Here is a 13,029-nt window from a genome sequence, read left to right as displayed (position 1 = left end):
CACCTGAATGGGCATCGAAGCCATTCCCCACTATTGGGGGGGAACCTTCAGTCGTCGTCAATTCGTTCGATCCTGTTCTGCACCCGTAATTGCGCGAGCACTTGGCGACGAGCCTGGGTCTGTTGCTGTCGGGCGAGCTGTGCCCTGACTGTATCCAGCCCCTGCGAATCTGGGACATCGGCGGCCTCCAAGTGGTTCGGCAAATAAATCACATGCCAGCCGAACGGTGAACGCACCGGTTCGCTGGCGAAACTCGCCCCGCTGACAATCGAGGCGCGCATTTGCAACAAGCGTAGACGCGCTTCAGCCACTGTGGCTGCATCCGCTTGCACCGGCACGCGGATCAACAGGTGGCGCGGTTGCAAGGTATTGGCGCGGATCAGCTCGGCGAACATCTGCTGGGCCGCCAGTTCGCGGCGGGTGTACTCGGTGAAGGACGCCTCATCGAAACCGGCGTCCTGCAAGCGCCGGACGAATTTATCCGCGCCGCCGATGGCACTGCGGGTCTGCTCGACTTGCTGACGCACCACTTGATCGTCGATCTGCACACCGCGCTTTTGCGACTCCTGCCACAGCAGTTCTTTGTCGATCAGCGTTTGCAGCGCTGCCTGACGCAGCTCTTTATAGGCCCTTGGGCTACGAATGCTCGCCACGGCGCGGCCCTGATCTTCGAGGTATTCGGCGAAGAAACGCTCGAAGCGAAACCCGGAGATTTCCTCGCCATTGACCCGCGCCACGGCCGGTTCGTTATTGGCCCACGCCATCGGCAGCCAACAGGTCAGCAGCATTATCAGCGTTGTGAGCTTCATGATCGGGCCCTCCGTTCAGGGGCTGGCAACAATCGGTTTATAAGGCGCGACCAGATAGAAACGCTGATCGGGCAAATCCACGGTGACCACGTGTGCGCCGCTCAAGCCCAGGCGTCGACCGGGTCCGAAGCTCAGGCGCGGGGTCAGGCCGGTGTCGAAGTCGTGCAGGCCTTCCAGCGCCGTCACCAGTTTTTCCCGGCTGGCGTCGCGGCCAGCCTGTTTCATGCCTTCGCTGAGCAGCAACATCGAGGCGTAGGCGCCGACTTGCAGCACCGCATGCTGGGCGCCGAGGCCCTGGCCTTCGCGCAGCAGCGTCAGGGCCATGCGCCCGGTCTGGGTCCAGTCGCTGGGCACGAACGGATAGGCAAGAAACACCCGCCGGGTGAAGCCGTCGGGCACTTGCAGCAGATCACCGGCCACCTGGCTGGAGGCGGCAAACAGGTAAGGCACTTGCCCGGCGCTTTGCAGCCGCGTCGCCAGACGACTGAAACCGCCGCCACTGCCCAGATAGAACACCGATCGCGAACCCAGCGGCAAAGCCTCTGCTGCCGGGTCGTAAGCTTGCAAAAGGACTTTTTGCCAGCCGTGATCCTGTAAGTACTGAGCGAGGGTCGCCGCTGCTTGCGCTTGCAGCGGGTCATCGGGATAGGCGATCAGCGTCGGCCCTTGCAGCACGCGCAGGCTGGCCGTGGCGTAATCGGCCAGCGCGATCAACTGTTCCCGCAAGCCTGGCAATGGCTCGAAAATCTGCGGGCTGGCCTGCATCGATCCGAGCAACGACAAGGCACCGATCAGCGGCACGCCGGACTGCTCCAACCGGTTCGCCAGTTCGCCGTCGAGGGCCGGTGCCAGAGGCGCGATCAGGGCGAACACCTGTTCCTGCTCGATCAAACGCTGCAACGCCTTTCCGGCACTGGCGCGATCCGGGCCGGGGTCGATCACCGTCAGGCGCAGTTGCCGGCCATGGATACCGCCAGCCTGATTGATCCGCGCGACGCTGCCATTGAGCACCGCTGCCACTGTCGCGCCCTCCTCGGCCAACGGGCCTTGGCTGGGCAGCAAGGTGCCCAGGTGCAAGGTCTCGGCATCGAGGCCGGGGTCACGCTCATCGGCGAGGCGTTTGAGATAGGCGGTAAGGTTGCGCTGATCCTTCATCGACAGCAGAAAGCGCGGCATGCTCGGGTCGAGACGATTGTGGCCGGGGTCGCGACCCTGCTCGATGGCAATGGCCAGAGTGCTTTCGCTGTAGGCCGGATAGCTGCGCCCGTTGACCTGTTGCTGGCCGTAGGTGCTGGTCAGTCGCGCCCAGTTCAGCGGCGGCGGACGCACCCCGCCTTCGGGCCGACCGAGGCCATCGGCGCCATGGCAATTGGCGCACGGCAGACTGGTCGCCGGCAGTAACACATCCGCCGCGCCGACCCGCGCCATGATCGCTTCGCCACTGGCTGACAGGCCTTGGCGGTACAGGCGCTTGCCTGCCGCTTCCTCCGCAGTCAGCGGCGCAGCGCTCGCGCCAAGGCTGACGCCAGCGAGCAGGATCAGGGCGAGTACACCGCTCAGGTTCATGGCGCGAACTCAGCGGCCGGCCACGGGCATTGTCAGCAACTGCAAGCGCTGGGCAATGGCGGCGGCCGGGGCGTCGGGACGGATCTTGCTCCAGCGTTTATTGGCGACATCGCCGACGATCAACTGCGTGGAATGCTGCTCGGGCGTCGGCACGATCTGGCCGATGCGGCTCAATACCAGGTCCATCTGCGCTTTGTCGCCAGTAAGAAAAAGCCAATGAGGGTCATCGGAACCCTGCTTCAAGGTGTAAGCCTTGAGCACCGCCGGCGTGTCGCGCAGCGGGTCACTGGTAAGGGAAATGAAGGTGATGTCCTGTGCCTTGTCACCGAGCAGCTCGCGCACTTCCTTGAGCTTTTGGGTGATCAGCGGGCAGGCATCGTTGCAGCTAGTGAAGATCACGTTAAGCAGGACGATGCGGTTTTGCAGCGCGTCGCTGTAGAAGCGCAGGGTCTCGCCGTTCTGATCCTGCAACGGCGTGTCGGTGAACCAGGTTTTCGCGTCGTGGGTGCCTTTGGCCGGCGCGGCAGCCACAGCGGCTGGCGGCTCGGAGACATGGCCTTCGTGAGCGAACGCGACGTTACCAAGAATCCAGAAACACACGGTCAGGGAGATCCAGTCGAGCGTTCTCATGGCTGCTGCTCCATGGCGATGGCGGTGTGTTTGGCGTGGGTGCGCAGGCCGCTGAGTTTTTCCACTTCCTTGGCCAGCAGCGCCGGATCAGTGAAGCCGTAGTAGCGCATCCAGTGGCGGCTGTCGCCGTCGCCGACGAGGATCAGCGGTTGATGACTCTTCAGGTCGCCACTGAAACTGCCGAGGCCCTTGAGGGTTTCATTGATCGACTGCGGCGAGCCGGTCAACCAGCTCCAGCCCGGCCCGCGCTGGAACGTGCGGGCATAATCCTGCAGGCGTTTCGGGTCGTCGCGCTGTGGGTCGATGCTGATCGACACCAGTTGCACTTCCTCGCCGACGCGCGCACCGAGCTGCTTCTGCACCTTGCCCATGATCGACGAGACCACCGGGCACACCGTCGTGCAACTGGTGTAGATAAAACTCATGACGACGATTTTGCCCTGCACCAGGTCTTGTTCGAGGCGCACGGTTTTACCGTTTTGATCAAGCAGCGGCACGTTGGCGAATTTCACCTGGGCATGTTCCTGGGTGTTGCTGGCCGGGGCTTTGTGTCCGGCGTGTTCGTCTGCCGAGTGGGCGTTGGCGTGTTGAATGCCGAGGCTCAACAGGCACAGGGTCAGCAGGCCAGTGGATGCAAATCGGTTCATGTCGAAACTCCTCTTCAACGGGCCAGGCCGGGGGCTACCCGAACACTGGCAAAGGTCTTGTCATCGAAACCGGCGCCCAGCGATGCCGCACGCACATGCAGATACCAGGCGCCGCTGCGGTCGAGGTTGATTGGCGCCTCGTATACGCCGTCGGCGACTTCCAGCGCCGCCACTTCGCGGGGATGCGAGGTGGGCGCGAGGTAGTAGCGCAGTTGCACGTCTTTGACGCCGCTGCGCTGGGTTTTGTCTTTGCCTTGAACGATGCGGAAGCGCACGACGTAGGGGTCGTTGAGCGCCACGGCGGTCTTGTCGAGGAGGAACTCGACTTTCGGCTGGCCGAGGTGTTTTTGCGGTTTGCCGTCAGGGTCAATCTGCGCAGTGAAGCAGTGAATGATGTTCGGTTGGTTGAGCAGGAACGCCACGTCGAAGCGCCCTGCTGCCGGCAGTTTCACCCGGGCGCTGTAGAGTCCCGGCGAGACCTCGCGCAGGCTGCGGTCGATGACCATGGCGGCGCGTGCGATCTGGCCACGGTTGGGGTAACCGGACATCGGCGCGTTCATGCCTTCGGCGTAGAAGTAGGTGGTGTTGTCGACCGGGTTGACCACGAACACCGCGTTGTCGTCACGCGACACCGCCAAGCTTGAGGCCAGCGGTAAATCCCCGGCCAGGCGCGGCGCTTGCGGGCCCGCTTCGAAACCTTGGCTGATCGGCTGGCGACCTTCGCCGAGGGAGGACAGGTTGATCATGGTGACTTTCGGTGAAGCGAGTCCGCGGATGTAGGCGTAGGCCTGGGTGAACACCACTTGGTAGGGTTCGGCGCTGACGTCGAGGTCGTGGATCGCGCTGTTGGTCGCGGCGTCGATGACGCTGGCGCGGTTTTCCACGGTGTTGAGCACTACACCGAAGCGGCCGTCGGCGCTGAAGCCCATCGGGCCGAGGCCTTGCTGCAGCTTGATCACCCGGCGGACGGCGTGGGTGCTGGCGTCGATCACGGTCACGGTGCCGTCCTTGCCATCGGCCACATACACCGCGCCGGACAGCGCTGAATAGGCGACTGACAGCGGATGGGCGCCGGTTTTGATCTGCTCGACGATGGTCAGGCTGGCGATGTCGACCACGCTGACGGTGCCGTCGTCGCGGTTGCTGACGAAGGCGAAGCGGCTGTCCTTGCTGAAGCTGATTTCGTGGTGGCCGCGCCCGGTCTGCAAATGTTTGAGGGGTTTGAGGCTTTGGCTGTCGATCACCGTCACGCCGGAGTCTTCGGCTTTGCTGGCGTTGTTGCCGACCCACAGCAGACGTTCATCCGGTTGCAGCGCCACGCGCACCGGTTGGCTGCCGGCTTTGATCGAATCGAGAACCTTGAATTGTTCGCTGTCGATGACGGCCACTTCGCCTGCCGTTGGCATCGAGACGAACACGCGTTTGTTGTCTTTTGGGGTGACCCAATCCATCGGTGGTTGCTTGAGTTCGATCCGCGCGAGGGTGCTGGTGATGCCGCCCACTGACACCGACGGATCGACCACGGCGATGCTGGCGTCGCGGTTCATCACCAGCAGGAAATAGCTGTTGAGGTCGAGCAACGGCCGCGCGCCGATGTTGGACTTGAGGAACACCCCGACCCGGGCTTTGCAGCTTTGGTCTCGGCCCTGGGCTTGATCGGCGGCGAGGGTTTGCGGATCGACCCAGGCGCCCGGCGCTACCCCGGACAAAGGCTGGCCGGAAGCGCTGTCAGTGACGCGGAACTGCACATCGGCGAATTCGCCTTCACGCAGTTTGCCGTCGGCGGCGAGTGGCTTGAGATCGAAATCCACCGCCACACCATCACGCTTCAGCGTCTGCCCACTGCCGTTTTGCGCCAGCGCAACCTCGCTCAGCGTCAGCAACGCCCCGGCCGTGGCCAGGGTGCAAATACCGATGATGTTGATGATCCTGTTCATCTCGCACTCCCCAAACGCTACCTGACAAAACACCGACCCTGTGGGAGTGAGCCTGCTCGCGATGGCGTCATCTGCCTCACCATCCGAAACCGAGTAGCCCCAATCGCGAGCAGGCTCACTCCTACAGGGGATTTGCATCCACCGGGACATTGCCGTTCTGCTACTGCCCCTGCGGCGCCGGTTCCGGTTCGTTGGTCACACGCAGCAAGCCCCATAACCCGGAGGTGTTGCCGTAGGCGCCGTAGTCGCGGAACAGATAATCCCCCGGGATCGCATTACTGCCACCAGCACTCGGGATCATGAAGCTGAAGTGCGCAGCCGGCAGGATGCTTTCATGGGCGCCGATGTACATCGACATCGGGTTGTAGCCGAAGCGCACCGAGCCCACGCCCGGCGTGCCCATCGGATAACCACCGACATCGCTCTTCTCGGCCTGGAACGGGTTCACCGACCAGACATGCCCGTCGAGTTGGAACGTGGTGCCACGACTGCCACCGCTCGGCATCAAAATATGCGTACGCAACGGTTGCCCCGGTTTGGCATACAACACCGGCGTCTGCGGATCACCGCCGACCAGCGCATTGCTGTAAGCCATGTGCGCGTTGACCATGTCGCCATAACCCGCGCCATCGGCATGACCGAACGGTGCATCCGGGGCGAGGCCGAAGCGATACCACAGCGGCTCGGTCTTATAGTTGATCGCCATGCTCGAGTTGTCCTGCGGATCGGTCGGCACGCCGAAGCCTTCAGCGGCAATCCCTTCCACCGGCCGGCCATTGGCCCAACGGGTGTTCAACGCCTTGTGCCAGACCATCGCGAAATCGCGGTAGCTGGTCTGCCCAGGCGCGGTGACCGTGGCGTTGACCTTGCGCGCATCGTCAACCCAGGTCGCGCCGATCGGCAGGATGCTCATCGCCCCGCCAAGACCTTTTTGCGGCTGCTTGATCACGTCCGCCGGGGTGATGTTCAAGCCGCCGAACTCCACCGCCGTGGCGTTGATGTTGTCGACGCTGCGGCCCAGTTGAGTCACCGGTTTGCCTTCACGCTCCAGGTGCCCGGCGTAGTACTGATAGGTACGGGTCGGGTACGCGCCGCTGTTGCCGACACGCGGTGGCACGGTCTGGATCGGGTTGGCGCCAACGTTGGCGCCGTCGGATTTGGTGATGTCGTACGCCAGCAACTGCGCGTGCAGGCCGACGTGGCTGGATGGCCGCATCAGGTTGTTGCTGAAGGTGGTCGAGCCCAGACCGCTGTTGCGATCACGTTTGACCATGCCTTGCATCACGGCAGTCTGGGTCAAGTCAGGCATCACGCTCGGCAGACGGTTTTCCAGGGTGATGTTGAGGCAGTCCCCTGCCGCCGCACGCAGCACCAACGGCTCGACCGGAATACCGGGTTTGAGCTTGCCGCTGACCGGATCGAGATCGGATTTGCGCACATACAGAATCGCGGTCGGATCATGCAGCGGCCCGCTCTGCCCGCCGATGGTGATGGTTTCGCCATCCTCCGGATCGGTCACAGTGACTTGTGGAATGCTCACCGTGCGCGAGTTCAGCACCAGGGTGCCGCCCGCTGGATTCAGCGGCCCGCCGACATGCTGGCCAAGACCTTCGGGATCGCCGATGGTCAGGCCCAGCGTATTGCCGAGGATGTCATTGGCCAGCGCCGCAACCACTTCATAGTTGCGCTGCACGGTTGGCCGAGTGCCAATGCCGTTAGGGTTGGCGCCATAGCGCGGGCAACTGCCCTCGAACGCCACAGTGTTGCGCATGCCCGCCGGGCTTGGGTTATTAGGGATAGCGAACAGGTCGGCGCGTTTGGCGGTGTAGTTGCGCATCACGCCCCAGATACCGCTCCAGTAGCCTTCGATCGAAGCGTCCATCGAGTACAGATAATCGCCCGTGGTCGCCGCCGAACTGGAGAGCATCGACACCGGCGCAATGAAGCCCATCTGCTCGGAGATGCCGATCATTTGCGACGCGCGCCAGCCGGAGTTGGAGCTGTTGCCGAAACCGGAACCGCTCTGCAGCCATTTCACACCGTGCAGGGTGACGTTGTGCTCTTCTTCATGGCCGCCGGCATGCACCCGCAGCCGCACGTTGTCGCCGGTATAGGTGCGCAGCATCGGCGTGAACGGGTCTCCCGGTTCGGCGCCGCCCTTGTTGATGTGTGGCGGGAACAGCGTGGTGCCGCCGGTTGGGCCGGTCGCCGAGGTGAGCAGATTCGGCGCTAGGTTCATCGCCGGAATTGCGCGGTCGGTGCGGCTTTGCATGGCGAATGACAAATCGCCACCGAGGCCGTCGGCCTGCATGCCACGCTTGCCGTCCGGGCCAACCTTGTTCGGGTCGTACACGCGCAGGGCCAGCGGTTCGTTGCGATAGTTGACGACGAACATGCCCGGATCATCCACCGAAATCGCCTGCGGACATGGCCGGCTCGGGCAGCCCGGGACCTGACCGCCCTGCACTTCCAGCACACCCTCAAGCAGGTTGCTGGCGTTGTTACGCACTGGCGGATTGATCGCGTAGCGGAAGCTGTCGGCGGTGGCCGGGAACGCCTGCGCATTCGGCACACCGTTAGGGCCGGCACCGACGTAGACGCCAGCTTCATAGGCGTGCTGGAAGTCGCTGTACTCGAGGAAGAACTCGCGGAAGCTGTCGTTCTTGCCGTCGCCATCGAGGTCCCCGGTGTTGATCACTGCTTGCCACGACGTCGGCCCGCCGTCCTGACGCGCGCCGCTGTACAAAGGCTCGCCGGTTTCGGCGTGGAACCAGGTGGAACCGGCCGGCTCTGCAAGAACGGTGGCGTACAGACCAATCTGCTGGTGCGTCGATGGGCCTAAGTGGTCATGAGTGAAGATGGTGCCGAGGCCGCGATCGACGCCTTTCGCGTTGACTACCGGATCGACGAACCAGCGCTGCATCGCCGTGCGCGCACCGAGCCAATCGGCGCGCCCGTATTGGCCGAAGAACGGATGGTTCTTGGCTTTCGGGCAGGCCTGAGTGCCGTCGCGCGGGTCGGTACCAGCGCACTGGTTAAACTCGCGGATCGCGTGAATGCGCTCCTGCACGGCGCCGGGCGAGAGCACGCCGTCCTCGTAGTTCCAGCCGTTGGACGAGCCGTCCGCCGAGGTCAGATCCCACTTCGGCAAGTGGATGTGCTGACCGATCACATCGGTCGGCGTGCGCACCTGATAGTCATCCATCTCATAGGTGGCCGGCACCAGGTTGGTTTGCTGGTACTGCACGCAATCGAAAGTGTTCATGCGCATCACCAGCGGCTCAGGCGGACGCTGCTTGGTGATCACCGGCCAGGCGTCTTCCCACAGCGCCAGAATGCGCGCCTGCGGGAAGTGGTAACCGACCTTGTTGTACACCGCGTCGAACTGGATGTTGGCGGCTTTGTAGATGCGTGGGCGGTCGGCGGTGAAGCTCGAGGCGCCGACGAAGGACATGCCGTCGATGCGTTCACCGCTGGCAAACTCACCGCTACCGGCGCTGGCGGTCAGGCGTTTTTGCCGATCGTCCATGCACGGTTCGTAGTACGGGGCGCCGGCCATCGGCAAGGCACCGTTGGTGCGGAACGCCTTGGCCACCACTTGATTGCCGGGCAGCAAGGCGTAGCTTGGGTGATCTTTTTTCGCGTGGAAGGCCATCGCAGCCTGTTCGACTTCGGTGCCTTCTTCCGGCAGGTAAATCGGTTTGGCGCGGGTGACTTCCTTGGAGAAGTCCAGCGAGGTGGTCACGGTGTGCGCTTCGCCACCGGCCGCGACGCCATCCAGTGCGTGCCGCTGCAAGCCGCCATCCCAACCACCGGATTGCGCCGGGTCAAGGTTGGCCCACAGCGCTTTGCCGCTGGCCTTGAGCGATTGCGCCGTGGCAGCGTCGAGCATGTCCAGCGGTGGAGTTGGCGGACGCTGGCCGACCGAACTTTCCATGCCACCGATCCAGAATGGGTAGCCAGGGTTTTTCAGGCTGCCGTCGGCATTGCGGTTGGCTTCGCTGCGATCGACCAGCGCCAGTGAGCCGATGGCTTGACCACCGGCATTGCCTCCATGGTGCTCGCCGTCATCATCGCCCTCTTCTTCGTCATCGTCGTCATCATTGCCGGCGATCAGGGTTTCACCGATTTTCGGCACCACCACCACTTTGCCCGGCATCGGTGCCATGGCTTTGCCCGGCAGCGGCACGATCGCCGGAATCGGTGTGCCGGCGACGATTTCGCCGTCAGGCAAGGCGCGTGCGCCGGCCGCCGGTTTACCGCTGCGCAAGGCAAACGGTTCGCTGTGGTAGCCGTCGGCGCCCTGCTGCGAAACATCGAGTCGAGTGCCTTCTTCGAACACATCGTGCACCCGCCACATGGCCCACATGCCCTGGGCGAAGTGCGGGTAGAAATGGCAGTGATAGATCGCATCGCCGGCCACGCGGTTGCGGTTGCCCGAACCACCGTTGGCGATTTCATAGGTGTAACCGGCGCCCGGGCCGATGCCCTGGGCGTCGACGTAATCGGAATTGTCGTCGTTGGGGTTGAACAGCCACTGATGGCCGTGCAGGTGGAAGATGTGCTGCTCATGGCCATTGTGGGTATTGCGGAATTTGACGAAGTCGCCGATGTAGCTGTGGTTGACGTTCGACGGCTCCGACGGATACAGGGCCATGGTGGCTTTCACGCCGATCTGATCGGCTCGGGGTATCTGGCCCGGGGTGATGTTCTCAAGCCCGGTGTTGGCCGGCACATCCACCAGCATTGCCACATCACCAACCGTGTGCGAACTGAGGAAAAACTCTTCATAGGCACACGACAGGCAGTCGTGCATTGGCCCCACGCCCAGGCGGTTGGCGACCACTTCGGCGCCCATGCCGCCGGAGCCGTAGTTGATCATGAACGAGTCGCGGGTCGGCTCCAGCACGTGGGCCATCACCGGATCAGCCCAGTACGCAGGGAACGCTTGGGTGGCGGCGGTTTCGTCCTGGAATTGCGAGGCAAAGTCGCGGAACGCTTCGAGGCGGTTGGGGATTGCCGGGTTGCGTTTGCCGACCGATTCCAGCGGATAGGTGCTGGATGGGAAGCTGCCGTCGGCGTTGCTGCCCATGACAATCGCATCGCTTTCGCTGGAAATGATTTCATTGCCATCGACCATGCCGATGATCGGCGTGCCGGCCTTGCCTTCACGCAACCACGGTTCGCGCTGTGGGTAGCGCGCCTGGTAATCAACGATCGGTTGGCCGGTGGGTGCGCGGCCAGTCGTGGCCAGGCGCATTTCTTCTTCGGTGAGGGTATTGCGATAGCTGCGGCCACCCTTGGGCAGGACGACGACCTGGCCGAACAAGCCATTGGCGACGTTACCGGCCGCGCCCTCGCCGCCAAACGTTGCGCCACGGCTGCTCACGGCAAACGCGCCTTCACGTTCGGCGAACAAGGTGTAGGAACGGCTCGCGCCGGGCGGCACCAGGGTGTTGGCGTTACGCCCGGTGAACGAAGAAATGTCATCAATGCTGTTCACCGCTTGCAGGCCGTTGACCTGGAAACCGACGTGACGATCCGCCACCTGCTCATCGACTTTGAAGTCTTCGGCGCCGTTGGTGTTCTCCGCCCCCTCCTCTTCGCCCTCGTTTTCAAAGTGCTTGTTCGGGTTGGCCTGATAGTCGAGCAGGTTCTGCAGATTGATCGTCAGGCAATCGCCGGCAGCCACGCGCAGCACCAGCGGCCGTGGACGCTTGTCCGGGCGCAACGAGACTTTGCCTGGCACTGCGGCGCCGCCGTAAGCCAGCGACTGCTCATGTTCATCGACCACATCGCGGCGCAGGGCGAACATCATGCCGTTGATGTTCTGTGCACCGAGGCGGTTGAACATCAGCGGTTGATCGAAGGCGACGACGTTGGCCACCAGGTTGCGCTCGCAACGTACGGCCGCGCCGGCCAGCTCGACGCTGAGCATCGAGGCCAGAATCAGCAGCCAGTTAATCAGGGACGGAGCGTGAGGAAAGCCAGCCATGATCAGTAACCTCGTAGTGGGTGCTCTTGGGAACACTTCTCGACAAATGCCTCGGAGCAATCCGCGTGCCACAAAAAATTGTATTAGCGTTCAATCAGTTACTGCGGCCACTTGAGAATCCGGGGGATATTCCCCACCCGTTTTCCCCACTTTCCGGGCCTCCACGGTTTACCCCGAAAGTGGGGAAAACCGGGTTGGGGTCACAACGGCGCATCCATCGCCAAGCCCTGCAAACGCCGGTACTGACGCAACACATTCGGTACATAACGTTGGGTTTCGGCGAACGGCGGAATCACCCGGCCACGGCTGAGCACCGCGTCCGGCCCGGCGTTGTAGGCCGCCACGGCGAGGGCAATGTCGTTGTCGAACAGGGTCATCAGGCGCTTGAGGTATTTGGCCCCACCCTGGATGTTGGCCTTGGGGTCGTAGACGTCGGTCACGCCCAGCTCGCGTGCGGTGTCGGGCATCAACTGCATCAGCCCGCCGGCGCCTTTGGGGGACGTGGCGCCGGGGTTGTAATGCGACTCGGCGTTGATTACTGCATGCAGCAGCGCTTCGGGTAGTTGATTGACCTTGGCTGCCGCCGAGACCAGTTCCGCGTAGGGCTGGTTAGCGATCATTTGCGGCTGTTGATCGAGGCTGACCACCGAGGCTTCAGCCTCGCGGATCACCCGTTCGTAGGTGCGTCCGGGTCGGTGAACGTTGGACAGTACATAGCTGCCCTTGGCGTCCACCGAGATGAACACATCGGCCTGCGCAGCACCGCTGAGCAGCACACAACCGAGCAATCCGCTGGCAAGGAATTTCATGTCGGGCCTCCCCGGATCGACCCCGATAAATTGGGGGAAATGCCCCAATGGCCGATCACGTTTGAGCCATACGCAAGCACTGTGCCGACTCTGGAGATGCCCTGATTACAAGGGTTTCAGCCAATCCAGTGATTTTCAGTGGGGCTGAGCATGGCAATTGCATAAGCCCTTCTGGCGACACGGCTGCCACTCACGGGAGGTCATCATGAAGCTGCAATTTCGTCCGCGTGGCCAACGCGGTTTTACCCTGCTCGAATTGCTCGTGGTGCTGGTGGTGCTTGGCCTGTTGGCCGGGATCGTCGCGCCGAAATACTTCGCCCAACTCGGTCGCTCCGAGGTGAAAGTCGCCAAGGCGCAGATCGAAGGGCTGAGCAAAGCGCTGGATATCTATCGGCTGGAAGTCGGCCACTACCCGTCCACCGAACAGGGCTTGCAAGCCTTGGTCATCGCGCCGAGTGACGAGGCGAAATGGACCGGCCCGTACTTGCAGAAAAAACTGCCGCAGGACCCGTGGGGGCGTAATTACGCCTACCGCTATCCCGGCGAAAACAGCGAGTACGACCTGCTGTCGATGGGCAAGGACGGCCAGCCCGGCGGCGAAGGTGAAAACGCCGAAGTGACCAATTGGCAGTGAGC

At 62.9% G+C, this 13,029-nt stretch carries 8 protein-coding genes; 1 reads left to right on the top strand and 7 read right to left on the bottom strand.

Annotated elements, in window-relative coordinates; translation table 11 throughout:
* Positions 1-47 precede the first annotated feature (47 nt).
* The 7 genes from CKW17_RS13270 to CKW17_RS13240 all read right to left on the bottom strand — a co-directional run bounded on the left by CKW17_RS13270 (position 48) and on the right by CKW17_RS13240 (position 12,393).
* Complete coding sequence (locus CKW17_RS13270) at positions 48-809, bottom strand: SurA N-terminal domain-containing protein (RefSeq protein WP_095120163.1); 762 nt, start codon at positions 807-809, stop codon at positions 48-50.
* Positions 810-824: 15 nt separating this feature from the next.
* On the bottom strand, positions 825-2,375 hold the full coding sequence (locus CKW17_RS13265; protein ID WP_095120162.1) for an ABC transporter substrate-binding protein: 1,551 nt from the start codon (positions 2,373-2,375) through the stop codon (positions 825-827).
* A 9-nt stretch (positions 2,376-2,384) separates the two neighbouring features.
* Positions 2,385-3,005, bottom strand: a complete 621-nt coding sequence (locus tag CKW17_RS13260) for an SCO family protein (RefSeq protein WP_095120161.1) — start codon at positions 3,003-3,005, stop codon at positions 2,385-2,387.
* On the bottom strand, positions 3,002-3,652 hold the full coding sequence (locus CKW17_RS13255; RefSeq protein ID WP_095120160.1) for an SCO family protein: 651 nt from the start codon (positions 3,650-3,652) through the stop codon (positions 3,002-3,004). Before CKW17_RS13255 ends, CKW17_RS13260 begins: the two co-directional genes overlap by 4 nt.
* A gap of 14 nt (positions 3,653-3,666) precedes the next feature.
* On the bottom strand, positions 3,667-5,589 hold the full coding sequence (locus CKW17_RS13250) for a YncE family protein (protein WP_095120159.1): 1,923 nt from the start codon (positions 5,587-5,589) through the stop codon (positions 3,667-3,669).
* Positions 5,590-5,749: 160 nt separating this feature from the next.
* Positions 5,750-11,584, bottom strand: coding sequence for a manganese-oxidizing multicopper oxidase MnxG (gene mnxG, locus CKW17_RS13245; protein WP_095120158.1), 5,835 nt, complete (start codon positions 11,582-11,584; stop codon positions 5,750-5,752).
* 200 nt (positions 11,585-11,784) lie between these two features.
* A complete protein-coding gene (locus CKW17_RS13240; protein WP_095120157.1) occupies positions 11,785-12,393 on the bottom strand; it encodes a lytic transglycosylase domain-containing protein in 609 nt (202 codons plus the stop codon).
* A 205-nt stretch (positions 12,394-12,598) separates the two neighbouring features.
* Between CKW17_RS13240 and gspG the strand changes: the two genes are divergently transcribed.
* Complete coding sequence (gene gspG / locus CKW17_RS13235; RefSeq protein WP_095120156.1) at positions 12,599-13,027, top strand: type II secretion system major pseudopilin GspG; 429 nt, start codon at positions 12,599-12,601, stop codon at positions 13,025-13,027.
* The last annotated feature ends 2 nt before the right edge of the window (positions 13,028-13,029 follow it).

The organism is Pseudomonas sp. Irchel s3f10 (assembly GCF_900187515.1).
GTDB lineage: Bacteria > Pseudomonadota > Gammaproteobacteria > Pseudomonadales > Pseudomonadaceae > Aquipseudomonas > Aquipseudomonas tensinigenes.
The sequence above is the reverse complement of the archived record's forward strand: the minus strand, read 5'-3'. Positions and strand labels throughout refer to the sequence as shown.

Coding starts and splice junctions, on each gene's coding strand:
- CKW17_RS13270 (WP_095120163.1), bottom strand. CDS start 809: ATGAAGCTCACAACGCTGATAATGCTGCTGACCTGTTGGCTGCCGATG.
- CKW17_RS13265 (WP_095120162.1), bottom strand. CDS start 2,375: ATGAACCTGAGCGGTGTACTCGCCCTGATCCTGCTCGCTGGCGTCAGC.
- CKW17_RS13240 (WP_095120157.1), bottom strand. CDS start 12,393: ATGAAATTCCTTGCCAGCGGATTGCTCGGTTGTGTGCTGCTCAGCGGT.
- mnxG (WP_095120158.1), bottom strand. CDS start 11,584: ATGGCTGGCTTTCCTCACGCTCCGTCCCTGATTAACTGGCTGCTGATT.
- gspG (WP_095120156.1), top strand. CDS start 12,599: ATGAAGCTGCAATTTCGTCCGCGTGGCCAACGCGGTTTTACCCTGCTC.
- CKW17_RS13255 (WP_095120160.1), bottom strand. CDS start 3,652: ATGAACCGATTTGCATCCACTGGCCTGCTGACCCTGTGCCTGTTGAGC.
- CKW17_RS13260 (WP_095120161.1), bottom strand. CDS start 3,005: ATGAGAACGCTCGACTGGATCTCCCTGACCGTGTGTTTCTGGATTCTT.
- CKW17_RS13250 (WP_095120159.1), bottom strand. CDS start 5,589: ATGAACAGGATCATCAACATCATCGGTATTTGCACCCTGGCCACGGCC.